Origin of the sequence: Lysinibacillus zambalensis (assembly GCF_040183165.1) — a bacterium.
GTDB classification, from domain to species: domain Bacteria; phylum Bacillota; class Bacilli; order Bacillales_A; family Planococcaceae; genus Lysinibacillus; species Lysinibacillus zambalensis.
On sequence record NZ_JBEGDG010000032.1, the window covers coordinates 1 to 17,711 of the forward strand.

Annotated in this window: 14 protein-coding genes; 2 read left to right on the top strand and 12 right to left on the bottom strand. The window is 37.5% G+C overall.

Annotated elements, in window-relative coordinates; genetic code table 11:
• Positions 1-307, top strand: a 307-nt coding sequence (locus ABNX05_RS23900; RefSeq protein ID WP_349661980.1) for a hypothetical protein, incomplete at its 5' end; no start/stop codon positions are given.
• A 43-nt stretch (positions 308-350) separates the two neighbouring features.
• Here ABNX05_RS23900 and hemL read toward each other — a convergent pair.
• From hemL to ABNX05_RS23945, 9 genes are all read right to left on the bottom strand, one after another.
• Complete coding sequence (hemL, locus tag ABNX05_RS23905) at positions 351-1,643, bottom strand: glutamate-1-semialdehyde 2,1-aminomutase (protein WP_349661981.1); 1,293 nt, start codon at positions 1,641-1,643, stop codon at positions 351-353.
• A complete protein-coding gene (hemB, locus tag ABNX05_RS23910; protein WP_349661982.1) occupies positions 1,644-2,624 on the bottom strand; it encodes a porphobilinogen synthase in 981 nt (326 codons plus the stop codon).
• The gene (locus tag ABNX05_RS23915) at positions 2,621-3,385 is read right to left on the bottom strand and encodes a uroporphyrinogen-III synthase (RefSeq protein ID WP_349661983.1); all 765 of its coding nucleotides are present in this window, start codon (positions 3,383-3,385) and stop codon (positions 2,621-2,623) included. The genes hemB and ABNX05_RS23915 overlap by 4 nt, the downstream gene beginning before the upstream one ends.
• Entirely contained in the window at positions 3,375-4,307 is a 933-nt protein-coding gene (gene hemC / locus ABNX05_RS23920) for a hydroxymethylbilane synthase (protein ID WP_349661984.1), read from the bottom strand. The genes ABNX05_RS23915 and hemC overlap by 11 nt, the downstream gene beginning before the upstream one ends.
• 18 nt (positions 4,308-4,325) lie before the next feature.
• Positions 4,326-5,153, bottom strand: coding sequence for a cytochrome C assembly family protein (locus tag ABNX05_RS23925; RefSeq protein ID WP_079563123.1), 828 nt, complete (start codon positions 5,151-5,153; stop codon positions 4,326-4,328).
• Positions 5,154-5,349: 196 nt separating this feature from the next.
• On the bottom strand, positions 5,350-6,714 hold the full coding sequence (gene hemA / locus ABNX05_RS23930; RefSeq protein ID WP_349661985.1) for a glutamyl-tRNA reductase: 1,365 nt from the start codon (positions 6,712-6,714) through the stop codon (positions 5,350-5,352).
• Positions 6,715-7,668: 954 nt separating this feature from the next.
• On the bottom strand, positions 7,669-10,572 hold the full coding sequence (locus tag ABNX05_RS23935; RefSeq protein WP_349661986.1) for a VWA domain-containing protein: 2,904 nt from the start codon (positions 10,570-10,572) through the stop codon (positions 7,669-7,671).
• 19 nt (positions 10,573-10,591) lie between these two features.
• A complete protein-coding gene (locus ABNX05_RS23940) occupies positions 10,592-12,043 on the bottom strand; it encodes an S-layer homology domain-containing protein (protein WP_349661987.1) in 1,452 nt (483 codons plus the stop codon).
• Positions 12,044-12,441: 398 nt separating this feature from the next.
• The gene (locus ABNX05_RS23945) at positions 12,442-14,100 is read right to left on the bottom strand and encodes a hypothetical protein (protein ID WP_349661988.1); all 1,659 of its coding nucleotides are present in this window, start codon (positions 14,098-14,100) and stop codon (positions 12,442-12,444) included.
• Positions 14,101-14,231: 131 nt separating this feature from the next.
• Here ABNX05_RS23945 and ABNX05_RS23950 point away from each other — a divergent pair, with 131 nt between their 5' ends.
• Positions 14,232-14,363, top strand: a complete 132-nt coding sequence (locus tag ABNX05_RS23950) for a hypothetical protein (RefSeq protein WP_349661989.1) — start codon at positions 14,232-14,234, stop codon at positions 14,361-14,363.
• Between the two features lie 57 nt (positions 14,364-14,420).
• Here ABNX05_RS23950 and ABNX05_RS23955 read toward each other — a convergent pair whose 3' ends face one another.
• The 3 genes from ABNX05_RS23955 to lon all read right to left on the bottom strand — a co-directional run bounded on the left by ABNX05_RS23955 (position 14,421) and on the right by lon (position 17,623).
• A complete protein-coding gene (locus ABNX05_RS23955; protein ID WP_079563116.1) occupies positions 14,421-14,594 on the bottom strand; it encodes a YjfB family protein in 174 nt (57 codons plus the stop codon).
• Between the two features lie 118 nt (positions 14,595-14,712).
• Positions 14,713-15,294 (bottom strand): ribosome biogenesis GTP-binding protein YihA/YsxC, encoded by a 582-nt coding sequence (gene yihA, locus ABNX05_RS23960; protein ID WP_079563115.1) that lies wholly within the window; start codon positions 15,292-15,294, stop codon positions 14,713-14,715.
• Between the two features lie 4 nt (positions 15,295-15,298).
• On the bottom strand, positions 15,299-17,623 hold the full coding sequence (lon, locus tag ABNX05_RS23965; RefSeq protein ID WP_349661990.1) for an endopeptidase La: 2,325 nt from the start codon (positions 17,621-17,623) through the stop codon (positions 15,299-15,301).
• Between the last annotated feature and the right edge of the window lie 88 nt (positions 17,624-17,711).

Here is a 17,711-nt window from a genome sequence, read left to right on the forward strand (position 1 = left end):
AAACAAAACCAAAACCTGCTGCCGCTACGTTGCACTCACGCTTTCGCGCAAAAGACATCTGTTGGCCCGAGACCCTGGAGCGAGCATCGCGAGTGAAGCGGGTAGAGGAACGAAGGCTAAAAGCTTCACGTCCTGTGATAACGCCTTCGTGACCAACATCCTGTTGCCCCGACGCCCCCAGGAAGCTCTGATCTGTGCGAAAGCAAAGCGACAGCAACACAGCGCCCAGTCGGAACGGAAATCAACCCCTCGTTTTGCCGAAGAACCAGATAAAGACATATGCATTACTTTAACGATAAAAAAATAGCATGCCAGAAAATACTTCTAGCATGCTATTTTGTAACAGCCTATTATCTTGCTAATTGTGCAAATACTTTATGGAAAGCATCAACTGTTTTTGAAATATGCTCCTCCGTATGTGCAGTAGAAATAAATAAACCTTCAAATTGAGATGGCGGTAGGAAGATACCTTCTTCTGCCATTAAACGGAAGTATTCAGCAAACAATTGCAAATCTGATGTCTTTGCTGAATCAAAATCAATAACATCTTCGTTCGTAAAGAAGAAACCTATCATTGAACCAGCACGATTTACAGTATGCGGAATATTGTATTTCGTTGCTGCTTCACGGAAACCAGCTTCTAATTGATCTCCTAGCTTTTTGAAGTATTCATAAGAGCTATGATCTAAGCGAGTTAATGTTTCATAGCCAGCTGTCATCGCTAATGGATTCCCTGACAATGTTCCAGCTTGATAGATTGGACCAGCCGGTGCTACCTGCTCCATAATTTCTTTTTTCCCTGCAAATGCTCCAACAGGAAGTCCACCACCAATAACTTTACCTAATGTTGTCATATCTGGTGTTACATCAAAATAACCTTGTGCGCAGCCATAATCAACACGGAAGCCTGTCATAACTTCATCAAAAATTAACAATGTTCCATGTTCCTTTGTTAATTCACGTAAGCCTTGTAGGAAGCCTGGTTGTGGAGGGACAACGCCCATATTCCCTGCGACTGGCTCAACAATTACTGCTGCAAGCTCTGAACCAAACTTTTCGAAAACTAGTTTCGCCCCTTCTAAGTCATTGTACGCTACTGTTAAAGTATTGCGTGCAATATCTGCTGGGACACCAGGGCTATCAGGTAAGCCTAATGTAGCTACCCCAGAGCCAGCCTTAATGAGCAAAGAATCTCCATGACCATGATAAGAGCCCTCAAATTTTAAAATTTTATCGCGCCCTGTAACACCACGAGCTACTCGTAAAGCTGACATCGTAGCCTCTGTCCCAGAAGAAACGAAGCGAATCATTTCCATTCCAGGTAGTCGATCTAATACTAATTTGGCTAATTGGTTTTCTGTGTAGCTTGGTGCTCCAAACGAGGAGCCTTTCGCTGCTGTTTCTGCAATTGCTTGTACAACTTCTGGATGTGAATGACCTAAAATTAGTGGTCCCCATGATAATACATAGTCAATATAATCATTGCCATCAATGTCTTTAATAATAGCACCGTGACCAGATTCCATGAAGATTGGATCCATATTTACGGATTTGAATGCACGTACTGGGCTACTAACACCCCCTGGCATTAGGTTAATTGCTTCAGCATATGCTTGTTTTGATTTTTCATAAGAACGCGTCATTTATTTCTCCTCCAACCAACGTGCAACATCTTTAGCATGATACGTAATGATTAAATCTGAGCCTGCGCGTTTCATGCTAAGTAACGTTTCAAGCACTACATTTTTCTCTTCAATCCAGCCATTAATAGCCGCAGCTTTAATCATTGCATATTCACCAGAAACGTTATATGCAACAATCGGTAATGTATAATTATTTTTCACATCACGAATAATGTCTAAATAACTTAGAGCTGGTTTAACGATTAAGAAATCTGCACCTTCTTCAATATCTGTTTCCGCTTCGCGGAATGCCTCCATACGATTCGATGGATCCATTTGGTATGATTTGCGATCACCAAATTGAGGTGCACCATCAGCTGCATCTCGGAATGGACCATAATAGCTAGATGCATATTTTACGGCATATGACATGATTGGAACATTTTCAAAGCCTGCTTCATCTAGACCCGCACGAATAGCTGCTACAAATCCATCCATCATATTAGATGGAGCGATGATATCTGCCCCTGCCTTCGCTTGTGATACTGCTGTACGTGCTAAAACATCTAATGAAGGATCGTTTAAAATTTGATCGCCTTCAATTAAGCCACAATGGCCATGATCTGTAAATTCACATAAGCATGTATCCACTATGACTAATAGTTCTGGGTAACGAGCTTTAATAAGTCGTGTTGCTTCTTGCACGATACCATGATCATGGAAAGCACCAGTTCCAACTGCATCTTTTTCTGCAGGTAAGCCAAATAAAATAACAGCAGGAATACCTAAAGCAACAACTTCATCAATCTCAGCTTCAAGTTTATCTAATGAAAATTGAAAAACTCCTGGCATAGAAGGGACTTCATTTTTAATATTTTCGCCTTCCATAACAAAAATCGGATAAATTAAATCCTCTTTGTGTAAGTATGTTTCTTTTACCATTGATCGTATAGCAGCATTTGCACGCAAACGACGATGTCTTTGAAATTGTAATTTTGTCATTTTCTTTCTCCTACTTTCGTTATTTCCTCGATGACTGCTTGCATTGTATATACGCTCGGCATAATATCTACAATAGCACCGTGATTTACAATAGCTGCTTCTGTAATATGACCGATTGCTGCTACATGTACTGCCTTCCAACCAATTACCGAAGCTATATCCTTTGCGTATACATCAACAGCAGAAGGACTAGCAAAAATCACTGTGACATCGCTATTTGTACGGATACATTCAATCATTAATTGTTTTTGATCATGTCGCTCAATCGTTTCATAAACTGTCCATTCCTTCAATGTAAAGGGCAGACCTTCCTTTAATGTATTTTTCGCTTTTTCTCCACGAATAAATAGACAAGTAGGACTGCTCCCCGCTACCACATCAGGAAATTCTTGAACAAATACATCTGCACTAAATATAGAAGGCATAAAGTTCACATGGAATCCTAGCTTTTCTAAGGCTGTAGTAGTTTTAGTACCGATAGAAGCAATTTTGCCTTGAAAATACACTGCACTTACATTAAAGCGTTGCATCTTGTTGGCAAAAGCTTCTACAGCATTTTGACTCGTAAAAATGAGCCATTCAAATTGACGGGCAAACTCTAATTGCACATCATCGTTTTTATCGATCAGCTCGCAAGTTTCAATCAATGGGGCAATTACTGCTTGACCACCTAATGCTTTAATGTCATCTATTATGGTTGTCGTCTTAGATGTACCTGTCAAAATAATAGTTTTACCTTCTAAAGGTAAATTATTTTGCATCTTGCTCTGCCTTTACTCGTTGAATTAATTCAAAAGCACCTTGCTTCGTTAAAATCTCAGCAAGTTCTTTCCCTACTGCTTCCGCATCAGAGCCCATAACCGTTTCTTTATAAACAACTGAAGCATCTGGTGCAGCAACAAGGCCAGTTAATGTTATTTTTTCCCCGTTAGACTTTGCATATCCTGCGATAGGCACTTGACAGCCGCCATCCATAGCCGCTAGGAAAGCACGTTCTGCATGCGCTTCTTGCCATGTAATGCTATCTGTTAACTTGCCTAATTCCGTTAATAGTTCTGTATCATCTCCACGGCATTCAATACCCAGAGATCCTTGTGCTACTGCTGGTAGACAATCCTCAACAGATAAAAACTCAGTAACTACATCATCGCTCCAGCCAAGGCGTTTTAGGCCAGCTGCTGCTAAAATAATTGCATCGTATTCTTCAGTTTCAAGTTTAGCTAAGCGTGTATCTACATTTCCACGAATCCATTTAATTTCAATATCTGGACGGACAGTTAAAAGTTGAGCACTGCGACGAAGAGAACTTGTCCCAACAACAGCTCCTGCTGGAAGATCGGCAAATTTCACATGTCCTTTTGAAATAAAAGCATCACGCGCATCTTCACGTGGTGGAATACAGCCAATGACTAATCCTTCAGGCAATACTGCAGGCATATCCTTCATAGAATGGACAGCAAAGTCAATTTCTTTGTCGTAAAGCGCTTGTTCAATTTCTTTTACAAAAAGCCCTTTACCACCTACTTTAGATAGTTGCACGTCTAAAATTTGGTCACCTTTCGTGACAATTTCTTTCACTTCAAATTCAAATGGTACACCAGCTGCTTTTAACTCATTGATAAACCAATTTGTTTGTGTTAAAGCTAGCTTACTTCTCCTAGAACCTACAATAATTTTTCTCAACAGTCTCCAACCTCTCTTCTAATACCATAAATGGAATCGTGATAAACTGCTTCCTAAAAAGAAGTTAACAACAACTAATAGATAAGCGTATATATGTACCCACGCATATGTTGTCCCTGTCAGCTTACTTTTACGATTCGCATACAATATAAAGCAATACAAAATTAAAATAATAAAGGACCCAATAATCTTCGCATCAAAAATCGAAAGACTCTCTAGCGTTAGTAGTGCCCATTCAAACCCTAAAACTAAACTTACAGACAACACTGGAATACCAATGTAAAATGAAACATTCATCCAGTTGCTCGTCTGCTGTAGTGATGGCAACCTTGTCCAGACATGTGACCATTTTTTCTTTTTCAGCAAACGATATAATACTAAGTACAATATCGCAAAAACAAATGTTAAAGAAAACGCTGCGTACGATAAAATGGCAAATGATATATGAATAAAAAGCAATTCCGAAATTAAAGTATCGCTTACTATTCCTGTCGGCCGTTTCGGCATAAAAGTAAAGATACTAGCGAATAAAAATCCTAGTATATTAATAATAAATACCGGTAAATCAACTCGTGCAATACAGTGCAATATAATAGATAGTGTCACGAGCAGCCAGGAATAAAAGAGAATCCCTTCTGACAAGGATAAAATCGGAAAACGCTTCGTTTCCACAAAAGTTAATAAAATAATGGCACTTTGAATTACCCATACGAATGAAACAAGCCAAAAAGCAACTCGCCTTGCTCGTATTTGCTTATAAAAGTAATCAGTAAAGTAAAATACTAGACTGATCGCATACAAGACGATCATTACTTCATAGAGCCTTGTCATCGTCAAATCAGCCAATAGACATCCCTTCTTTATATTGAAAGTACTAAAGTAGTGTACTTTAGCCTAGAACTAGAAAAAAAACGTTTTCGTATCCTTAGTTTACCATACAGATACGAAAACGCCTCATTTAATATCAGTAGAAAATCTCGCTCGCGGGAAAAAGCTCGAAGGACAACATTTCTAAAGTTGCACCGCGAACACATAGACATCTTTAGAAAGAATACTTTGGTTCAGTGGAAGATTGTGACGACTGTAAACGTTCTTTGCGTTCAAGCTCTTGTTCTGTCATCGCAGTAACTTCAGCTTCCACAGCATCCTCAATACCGAAAATTTGTTGGAATAAACGTAACTGTTCATTTGCTTTTGGTGAATTTGCCATTTCTTTAGCTTGTAAAATTGGTTCTTTTAACAATTGATTAATAATAGACTTTGTATGCTTACTTAAAATTTTACGTTCTCGATCCGTTAAATCTGGCATTTTATTCTCGATACTAATCATTGTCTCTTCTTGAATATGATTCGCTTTTTTACGTAAAGCCGAGATGACAGGGACAACGCCAAGAGTCGCAACCCAATCTTTAAATTGCACAATCTCTTTGCCAATCATCGAAGAAATATCAGCAGCAGCACGTTCACGTTCTGCTAAGTTTGCTTCGACGATGCCTTGTAAATCATCTATATCATATAAGAAAACATTCGGTAAATCTCCAACACGTGGATCAATATCACGAGGAACCGCAATATCTACCATAAATAATGGTTTACCTTTACGCAAACGTTCAACAAATTGCATCAATTCATAGTCAATCACATAATCTGTTGCACCCGTAGACGTAATTAAAATATCTGCTTCCAGTAACGAACATTGTAGTTCCTTCATGGATTTTGCTTCACCGTCAAATTTAGCTGCTAGGCTTTCTGCTTTTTCGAACGTACGGTTAATTACGGTTACTTTTCCTACACCGCTACCGTAAAGATTCTCAATAGCAAGTTCCCCCATTTTTCCTGCACCTAAAATGGCTACATGCTTACGTTGTAAAGATCCGAATATTTTCTTTGCTAATTCAACTGCTGCATAAGAGACAGATACCGCGTTCTCACCGATAGCCGTTTCATTATGTGCTCGCTTCGCAAATGTCACTGCTTGTTTAAATAGCTGATTGTATACCGTTCCTGTCGTTCCAATCTCTTGTCCATTTAAGAAGCTTTTTCTAACTTGTCCTAAAATTTGAGTCTCGCCAAGTACCATCGAATCAATACCAGCTGTCACTTTGAATAAATGCTCAATTGCCTCATCTTCTTCACGAATTGTTAAATACGAAGAAAATGTCTCCACAGGCAGGTCGAACCAATTTGCTAAAAATTGTTTAACAAAATGTCGTCCAGTATGCACTTGGTCAACTACTGCATATATTTCTGTACGGTTACATGTCGAAACAATAACGTTTTCTAATATACTTTTTTCCTTTTGCAGCGCTTCCATTGCCTGTGGTAGTTCACTCTCTATGAATGATAACTTTTCACGAATCTCAACTGGCGCCGTTTTATAATTCAAGCCTACTACGATGGTATGCATGAATAACACCTCTCACGTTCTAATTAACAAATCTCATTATAGCACAGTTCGACAAGAGTTCATCAATAATTTGTGAACATGTCATGAAGAACTGAAATTCGTCATCTACATTAGAATTATTATAAACTAAGTGTAACAAATTATACGAGCTGTTTCAAATTTAATGTTTACCAGAAGTTTTTAAAAAGAATTCGAATGACCATTTTCATCCACTACTATATACTATGAAACAATGATTTCCGCTACAGGCTACACGCTTTCCTACGGGCGAGAGCCGAGCCGCTTCCTCCGCTACGCTTCGTGCAGGGTCTCGTCTGTCTCGCTTTCCCGCGGGAGTCGAGTAGCCTTCCGCTACAATAATAAAAATGGTCATAACATAAACAAAATAGCTATTTGATAAAGGTCACTTCAAATTGTGTCATTGACTACATACTTTGAATCGGTAAATCGTCCAAAATGAAACGAAGAAAAGATAAACGGTTCTGTTTATTTGTCTTCACCACAAAAGTATATTTGTGGGTAATATTCCCAAATTAAACGGTTCATTTAGAAGGTTAGTATAAAAATTTTTTTGAATTATATAATGAAGATACGTTGATTGGATTGGAGTGGAGGCTGGGCGACTCCTTAGGGATTAGCGTTAGAGGAACGAAGGCTAAAACCATCACGTCCTGTGATAACGCCTTTGTGACCAGCATCGTGCTGGCCCGAGACCCTGCAGCGTAGCGGGGGTTTTCTGTGGAAAGCGTAGTGGTAACGTAGCGGCAGCAAATGTTTTAACTGTGCGAAAGCGAAGCGACAGCAACACCAAAAGCGGCTCATCGGACGCCCCCAGGAAAGCGCCCAGCCGGAACGGAAATCAACAACACGTTATGCGAATACTATATAAATATTTCACAAAAAAGCTGAACTAATTTTGTCTATTAGTTCAGCTTAATTTTGAGTATTAATCTTTTAATTTGTAATTGTCGTAGTTTTTGTAGCTATGATTTTACCGTCTTTATCATATGCTATAAATTCTATCTCATTATTAACTTTGAAGTCCTGCATTGTTTGCACTGTTTTTGTTAGCATGTAGACATTATCACTACGCTTTTTCAATTCAAACTGCGCATCTCCACTTAAAGAAGGGAATCGTACATTAACCTTTGCAACATTTGAGCAATTACCATCGATTCTTGCATTCATTGTAATATTGCCTTTGCGTAAAGTTACTGTCGCTTCTTCAAATAGATCTTCTGGATTCACGCAACTTGAAGGCGAAGTTTTACATAAAATTGCATCAATAATTTTTTGGAAAACTTGATGTAATTGTAAGTTATCGATTGCGTGGTAATAAATACCACCCGTTTCAGCAGCCAATTGCGTTAAAATTGCATCATTGACTTGTGATTTTTTACCCATACTTACAGTGTAAACCTTAACCCCTTTATTTTTTGCCTCGTTCAACACTTTTGTCATTTTAGATTTACTTGTTTTACCATCTGACACGACAATAATAGCTTTTGACGTTTTTGAGTCATTTGAGAATTTAGACAGTGCCATTTCAATACCTGCAAAAATATCTGTGGCACCTTTCTCTTTCGATGCTTTATACAGATCTTTTTTCAATACATTGTCTGTCGTTCCCTCTCCAAGAACAGTAGCTTTTGTATTTGTTTCAATCACAATATTATTTTTTGCCTTAATTTGATTGATGACTTCCATCATTTTCTTACCACGGTAATTGGTTTGATCAGAAGCTTTCATCGAAGCAGAGTAATCAACTACGTAAGCGACTTCTGTTGCTAAAGAACAAGAATTTTTACTAAAGTAAGGATTTGTAAAAATTTCCTTCGTAAATGTTTTATCCTTTAGATCCTTCAATATTGTTGCATAACGAGGATCTATTTTATTTACCAATGTTGCTTCAGCTTTTGATTTCCCATAAATAACGGAGTCAAAGTACGCAACGGCTGTCCCTGGGCTTCCTGTATTATTTAAGTAATCCGAAGTATTTGTAACAAATGAAGCTGTTTTCTCAACTCCATCAAATTTAATTTTTACCGTTCCTTGATAGTCAGTAATAATTTCTCCACCTGGTCTTACTAAAGTAACCATTACTTTCGTGTAACGATCTTTACCAGATGGTCTTGATGCCGCTTCTTCGCTTTCCTTTAATGCTTCCACTCGTTTTTTATAGGCTTCTACTTGACCTAGTAATTTACCACCTTGGTATTTTAATAATACTGTTCGATCATAGTTACTCAAGCTTGTAAAAATAGCATAAATTTTCATGACACTATCATAGTGCTCGAGTGTCAGTTTTTTTTCATCTGGCATATAGCCCATAAGTTGAATAATAGCACCGACTGGGTTAATATTCTCAACCTGTGAGGCAATCGCATCATCAATTCCTTGAATTCGATAAATTGGACGCCCATCATCTGAAATCATATACATAATTTCAATCGTATCATTAATTGAATCCTTCAAACGTTTTTCAATAATCTCTTCGAATAACCATACGGAAATATTATAGTTTTCAAATTGTAAAATGGCATTTTCATATCCTAATGCAGGGTATTTTTTATCATTTCCACCATATTGTAAATAAATATTTTCAACATTTCCTAGAGCATTCGTTACATTTGTTTGTTGTCCAATACTAAATAGCTTTTCTTCTCTATCAATCCAATGGACGTTTACAATATTTTCTTTAAAGAACTCTGGTAATTTTTCATACGGTACATATGGAGGTGTTACATTTCCATTTTCATCATCCGTATTTGCTGGATCATACACTTGATAATCAATGCGCATTTCCGGCTGAGGTGAGTAACGGACATGTGCATTCAGTTTTTCACCTACAAGACATTTCATACCAGGATCCGTGTTATTAATAAGCTCAAATGAAATTGTATCACGGACAGATTTCGTTAATTTTGGTGCTATAACAATTGCAGAGACAGTAGAACCATCTGATTGTACATTTCGAACAGCTTCACCTGATGTGTCAACGATTTTGGCACCATATGATGAAGTTACACGGAATGTATAAGATTTATCATCAGGTATTGGATCACCGTTACAAGCTTTTAAAGATACAGTAATGAGCGTTGAATCTTGGTCATTTGCGATTAAATCTGGTTTTTCAACATCAATACTTTGTAGAGCATTATTAACATATTCCGGTCCAGTAAAATCATTATTATTATCCTTTGGCTCTTCAAATTCCGTATTGCTAGAGCCCATGAAGCCCGGAGGTAATGTAATTTTGTCGTTATCACGTCCTGCAGCCGTACGTTTTAATCCTAGTACAGCAAAGTTGCCGTTTTGTACACTTCGGTATAATAATTCAGCACTATCTCCTCGAGTTAGCTTTGTAGAAGGTTGGAAATCAGCAAACGTCTTTTTACCAGTATTTCCTGTTGAAATATCATTCGTGTATAAATATTGAACCGCCTGAGGCTCATCTAAATCTAAACCTCTAAATGCAGCATATATACGTGCAAATTGTCCACGTGTAACAGCTTTAGAACGATTGGCTGTTGTATAGGTACCATTAAACGGTAAATAAAAATCACTATAGAAGTTATAAGCTACACTGTCGTTATATGATAATGCATAGTTTCGATCTAACTTTGCAAACAAGACAACAAGCTCTTGCTCAGTTAGCTGTTCGTTAGGTGAAAAATTATTAGCGCTATCCAATTTGAATAAATCATTATCGACTGCCCATGAAATAGCTTTGTATTTACTATTAGTAGTTGGTACATCCCTAATTGTCGTAGCTGCCTGAGTCACAGCTGGAGTTGCTGTCATCAGGACTAGCACGATACATAGCAGGGATAGAAATGCTTTTTTAGCATACGTCATTTATTGCTCAGTCCTTTCTTTAATTAAAGAACAATATGTCATCTCGATAGTTTTGTTTTAAGTCACTTTCCAAATAATTTAAAAAACGTTCTAATACTACTGATGCTTCTGCACGTGTTAATGGTTGATTCGGATTAAATCGACCTGTAGGGTCACCAGTCATTAAGCCTAACTCATTGACAATGTAAATACCGTCTCTTGCGTAAACTGGAATTTGAGCATCATCCTTAAACTTTGTTAAATAGCCAGGATCTGGCGCCTTATTCTCAAGCCCTAAAGCACGAACATAAATCGTAGCGGCTTGTGCTCGAGTAATTGGATGATCAGGCTTGAAATACTCTGGTGATACACCTTTAATAATTCCTTTATTAACCGCAGACTCAATATAAGCATAATCTTTTACTGTACGTTTAATATCTTTAAAAATACTTGTAGTAGTTTTCGATTTTTTCGTTTTCGATTCTGCCATAACACGCAAGTCAACTGCCTTACCAATCGCAGTCGAGAAGTCAATACGCTTCATAGGGGTATTCGGTGAGAAGAAATTACTTGCATCAGTATAAATACCTAAAGAGTATAATTTTTCAATAGCTTGCTTCGCATAATGATTTGATAAATCACGGAACTTAGGAATGATTAAACGTTCAATTGTCGGCATGTATTCTGTATCTAAGTCAAGAGTACCTTTTTGTCCAGAGGCTAAATCATATGTATATTCAGAAATAACATCCTTTTCACTTACTACCGCATATCCACCATCAAAGCTTCCTAAGCTCCCTAGGTTTTCTTCATAGTTTAGTACACGTGATTTACTTGTAGATAATCGATTTTTCACATGGCTTGTCTTACCATCGCTATATTTATAAACAGCTTCGGTAATTTGTGTTTCTGTTGCTCCCCAGAAGTTTTCATAGCCAGCATGACGACTATCAGTATCAATTGTCACAGTATTTTGGACTGCATTTTTTCCAGTCCCAGTTTGATAGGAATACGTTTTTCTCGAAATCACATTACCTGAGAAATAATCAGAGGCTACACGATTGTCCGTTACAGTCCCTTGTGAAAATTGGTAATCAACTAATGTATAGGTAATTTTCCCAGCAACAATTTTCTCTGTATACTTTTTCACAACACCATTCGATGTTTTTTGACCAATCGTAGCATAATCTACAACATCAGATTCATAGGCAATATTTCGTGTCAATGTAGCACCGTTACTTGCTGTTAGCTTTAAACTATATGTTTCAGTTAATCTTCCTTTAGATTCTTTTTGCGTAATTTTAATGTCTTTACTAGTGCCTTTAAATATAATAGGTGTTCCTGTAATGAAAACAGCTTCCTCATATGTATATTCATTTTTTACAGCACCCGTTGTTTCTAATGAAGACGCTGATGCATTTTCTGGGATAGTAGCCCCAACAATCAATACAGCAAGAACTACTAACATTATTTTATATAAATGTTTTCGCATTCTTTTTCTGTTCCTCTCTTTCATTCCATGCATATCGGCATCTGGAGCTGTCAATTATTTAAGATTACAAAATAATCAGGTGTGTTGATGTAAGCAAAATGATAGGAACACTCGTAACAAATAATGCTAATTCCCCCCATTCAACGGATCATCACCAAAACGTGTGGTTGAATTCCGTTCCGGCTGGGCGCTTTGTTACTAACGCTTTGGTGATGGACCTAATCAACACACCTAAAAAATTCAAGGTTAAGACTGAATACCTTCGCGGTAAATATACTTGCAGAAAACTCACAGATTTTAATCATTTTGCCTCGGCATAATTTCGTTTTCACAGGATGTGAAGTTCTTAGCTTGAGTTCCTCTATTTCAGCGGGTGTTTGAACACTCGCTGAAAGAAGTTAATCAACTAATACTAAATGAGCTTTGATAAAACGGTCTGATAATACTACTAAACGATCAGAAGGTTTTAAATCAGATGCTTGAATAACTTTACCAGCTTTAATAATTGTTGCTTGGTCAATATTCATATCAATCATTTCTCCAGCTTCATACCATCGACCATTTTGCCATTGACTAACGCTCTTCACATTGATTACAGCTGGGAATTTCGATTTAACTGACTGTAGTTTACCTGTTAACATTAATGGTGCAACAGGTTTCGCTTTATTCAAAATATGAAGGGCCTGTACATGTCCATCCTTCACATAGAAGTATCCATATTGACCTTCATATAAATGAAGTTCAATATCAGGAACAACACTGTATGTTTTGTTCCCATCATCTACTATTGCTTTTGTTGAATTACTAACAGATAGTACAGTACGATCTGTTTTCTTGAAGACATTTGACTCGATCTTCATTGCATCATCAATTTCGATTAAATAGCCATCTGCTTGTGATAAACGTCCATAATATAACTCATGACCTGCTAAGTTTGGTGACATAAAACTATCACTTGTTACTTGCACAACTTGAGCATAATGATCACGTGCAGCACCATCCGAAATAACAAAGGCTGTACCATAAGCTAATAGACCAGTAGGTTCGATTAAACGACCATTTCGAATTAATATCGTTCCATCGTGGAAGTATATTGTACCTGCAGATTTAAGTTTAAATAATTGATATTTAGTATCTACAGAAAGCATAGGCTCGTAGTAAGTTCGCTCGTTGTTTTTCAATACAACAATCTTTTCAATCACTTCTTTGCCAAATTGTTTAACTGTTGCATAATATGCTTCACTGCCAATGTAATTTTTCAACTGATCTTTATTAATTTTTGTGTTTCCAACATATACTGGAACTTTCGATGAAAAATTCATCGTTGATAAAGCCTTTGTTGTATCAGAACCAAACTGCCAATTTATAAAAGCATGTTGGTTTTTTACAGTTAATTTATTTGCATTGGCATTAACCGTTTGTATCTCACCTTTATATAGGTTTTCAACTAATGTACCTGTGTCACTAATTTCGATTTTTGTGACAATGGATGCATTTTGATTTTTAAGACTAAGCTTAACGCGATCCCCTACATATAATGCGCTAATATCGGCTGCAGAGGAGTTTTTTTGGTAGTTTGTATCTTTATTTATATAATAGGTTGTTTCTTTTCCAAAATCCGACTTCAGCATAATGAATAGTCCATTTGGATCGATACTTGTCACTACCCCGGCAAGTGTTTTCGTATTGTGTGCAACTGTTGGAGATTCTGTTTCCTTTGTAGAATCAGAAGTACCTCGAAGCTCAACAACACTTCTAAGGGAAATGTCCGCTTCTACTTTCATCCCCATCTTAAAGCCTTCAATTGTTGTCTCTGTCTTATTAATATACAGGCGGGCATTATTATTTATATTATATGTAACTTGACGACCGCTATCATTTTGCAAAGTAATTTTACTAAGCTTTTTTTCTATTACTCCATTTGAATTTTCATATTCTGAAAATGTTACATCCACAAAAGTTCCAGTCACCATTTGGGTAGCGTGTGCTGTTTGATTTGATGAAAACCCGAGAACCGCTAGTAACAAAATCATTAGTATGTATGGAATTTTCTTCAACAAATCCCACCTCCTAAAAAAATGTTATTAATTAATAATAAATAGTATATCGTACTATTGGTAGTTTTTACTATCTAAAAAGATACATTTTAGTACTTTTAATTTACTTTATCAATTATGCCTCGGCATAATTGCGTCCGGAATCGGCCGGAGGCTTTAGGCAACACGATGTTGGTCACTCAGTCGTTGCAACAGGACGTGGCGTTCTTAGACTGAGTTCTTCTATTTCAGCAGGTGCCCATCCATCCGCTGAAAGAAGTTAAATCTACCGTTAGACACAAAGATAGAGGTAGCTTCCAATTTCAAGCTACCTTCCTTCATCAAACTTGAACGTCAATTGTATGTCCAGCTGTTGGATGTGGAGCATCTAACATTTCAACTAATTGTTCTGAATTTTGCTGTTGCATCTCCATAGCCTGTTTCGTTACAGCTAGAGATACATTTTGCATTAATGTTGCTTGATTCATTGCCATTGATAAAGCTGCGATATCCATTAAGTCCACCTCCTATTTAATTTATCGGTCAGTTATTTCATTCATCAAGCAATTCCATCCATTTTAATAAAAAAAACATCTACTGTCCTAAATAATAGACGCAATAGATGTTTTCTTATTACATTTTATTTTCAATAGTACGCCAAGCTTCTTCAAAACCAAGTCCTGTTTCTGAAGAAAAGACAATAATAGGATCGTTTTTATCCATGTCTAGCGTTTCTTTCACGATTTTTTTGTGCTTATCCCATTTACCTTTTGGAATTTTATCTGCTTTTGTTGCAATGACAATACAAGGAATATTGTAATGCTTCAAAAAATCATACATCATGCGATCATCAGCTGTAGGTGGATGACGTAAGTCAATAATTTGAACGACTGCCTTTAATTCCTGACGCCCAGTTAAGTAACGCTCAATCATTTTTCCCCATGCTTCACGCTCAGTCTTTGAAACCTTTGCATAACCATAACCCGGAACATCTACGAAAAACAATTGCTCTTCAATTTTGTAAAAATTAAGCGTTTGTGTTTTTCCGGGCTTAGAAGAAATACGTGCTAAAGCTTTACGACCGATCATTCGGTTAATAAATGAGGATTTCCCCACATTTGAACGACCGGCTAGTGCAAATTCTGGCAGTCCATCTTCTGGATATTGGTCTGGTCTTACAGCACTTATGACCATTTCGACGTTATGGACTTTCATTTTCTTAAATACCTCCGTCCAGTGCAATGGCTAATACTTCATCAGCCGATGACACTAGTTTAAATGTTAGTTGTTCGCGTACACTTTCAGGAATATCCTCAATATCGCGCTCATTATCTTTCGGACAAATAATTGTCGTTAAGCCTGCTCGATGCGCACTGAGAGTCTTTTCCTTTAAGCCCCCAATTGGGAGTACACGCCCACGTAAAGTAATTTCACCTGTCATGCCGACCTCACGGCGTATCGGACGGTGTAAAATTGCGGATACAATTGCAGTTGCCATTGTAATACCTGCGGAAGGTCCATCTTTCGGAACAGCTCCTTCAGGAACGTGAATATGAATATCATGTGTTTCAAAATATTCTGCATCCACTTTTAGCTCATCCATTTTTGAGCGGACATACGATAAGGCGGTTTGAGCAGATTCCTTCATGACATCGCCCAGCTTCCCAGTTAGCTGCAATTTTCCTTTACCAGGTGTTAATGATACCTCAATTTGTAATGTATCACCACCCACAGTTGTATAAGCAAGTCCAGTAGCTACACCGATTTGATTTTCCTCCTCGGCTTGTCCATATCGGAAACGATGTTTACCGAGTAATTCCTCTAACGATTTCGAGCTTACTGTTACTCGTTTTTTCTCACCAGAAACAATGATCTTAGCGATTTTACGACATAGGGTTGCGATTTGACGCTCTAATCCGCGAACGCCCGCTTCACGAGTATAGTAACGGATGATATCCACTACTGCTTCGTCTTTCATAATAACTTGTGTTTTTTTCAAGCCATGCTCTTTTAACTGTTTTGGTATTAAATGATTTTTCGTAATTTGCTCTTTTTCAATTTCTGTATAACCAGCAATTGAAATCACTTCCATACGATCTAGTAATGGTCCAGGAATTGTACTTAAATCATTAGCAGTTGCTATAAATAATACATTTGATAAATCATAAGGTTCTTCAATGTAATGATCACTAAATGTATTATTTTGAGCCGGATCTAAAACTTCAAGCATTGCTGCTGCTGGATCTCCCCTGAAGTCATTAGACATTTTATCTATTTCATCTAAAAGGAACACAGGATTAATTGTCCCTGCCTTTTTCATCCCTTGGATAATACGCCCTGGCATTGCCCCAACATACGTACGGCGATGACCACGAATTTCCGATTCGTCTCGTACCCCACCTAATGAAATACGTATAAATTTGCGATCCAAGCTTTCTGCAATCGATCTTGCTAATGACGTCTTACCTACACCCGGAGGGCCAGCCAAACACAAAATAGGTCCACGTAATGATGCTTTCAATTGACGAACAGCTAAATATTCTAATATACGTTCTTTTACTTTTTCTAAACCATCATGATCACGATTTAAAATATTCTCTGCATGTGCGATATTCATGCGATCTTCTGTCGCATTTGTCCATGGTAGTGCTACAATCCAATCAATATAGTTTCGAATTACGCCACTCTCTGCACTAGCTGCCGGTATCTTCTCATAGCGATCCAACTCTTTAAGTACTACTTCTTTCGTTGATTCAGGCATTCCTGTTGCGTCAATACGTTTACGCAATTCAGCGACTTCGCCAGTTTTCCCTTCACGGTCCCCTAGCTCAGTTTGAATAGCTTTCATTTGTTCACGTAAATAATATTCTTTTTGAGTACGCTCCATCGATTGCTTAACTTTTGTATTAATTTTCTTCTCTAGATCAAGTACTTCTTGTTCATCATGTAAACGAATAATTAAATGGTCTAAACGCTTTTTTACACTGAGCATTTCTAATACTTCTTGTTTATCTGCAATCTTGAATGGCAAGTGTGAAGCAATGATGTCCGCTAAACGACCTGGCTCTTCAATGTCTGCCACAGTACTGATGGTTTCGGAAGTAATCTTATTAGAGGCTTTCGCGTATCTTTCAAAATACGTTAACAGCGTCCGCATTAAAGCCTGTGTTTCAATATCCTTATCGATTGTTTCTTCCTTATCATCGATGTCAACAACCGTATATTTTTCTAACGCCCGATAGTTAGACCATGTTGCACGCGCTACACCTTCCACTAAAACACGCAGAGTTCCATTTGGTAATTTAAGCATCTGTTTAACATATGCCATCGTACCAACTGAGTAGAGATCTTGCTCATCAGGCTGTTCATCATGCATTTCTTTTTGTGTTACTAATAATATCAGTTGGTCCTCTAACATCGCTTGTTCTAGCGCCGCTACAGAACGATTTCTACCCACATCAATATGTAATACCATCGACGGGTATACTAAAAGTCCACGTAAAGGCAATAATGGTACATTTGTTGTTTTTTGTATTGTCACCATGCGGGTATTCACCTCCGTCAAAATTTTCTTATTCACTCCCACGCTACTAGTATGTGTCTAAAAAGCTGATTCACACTAGTTAATCAAT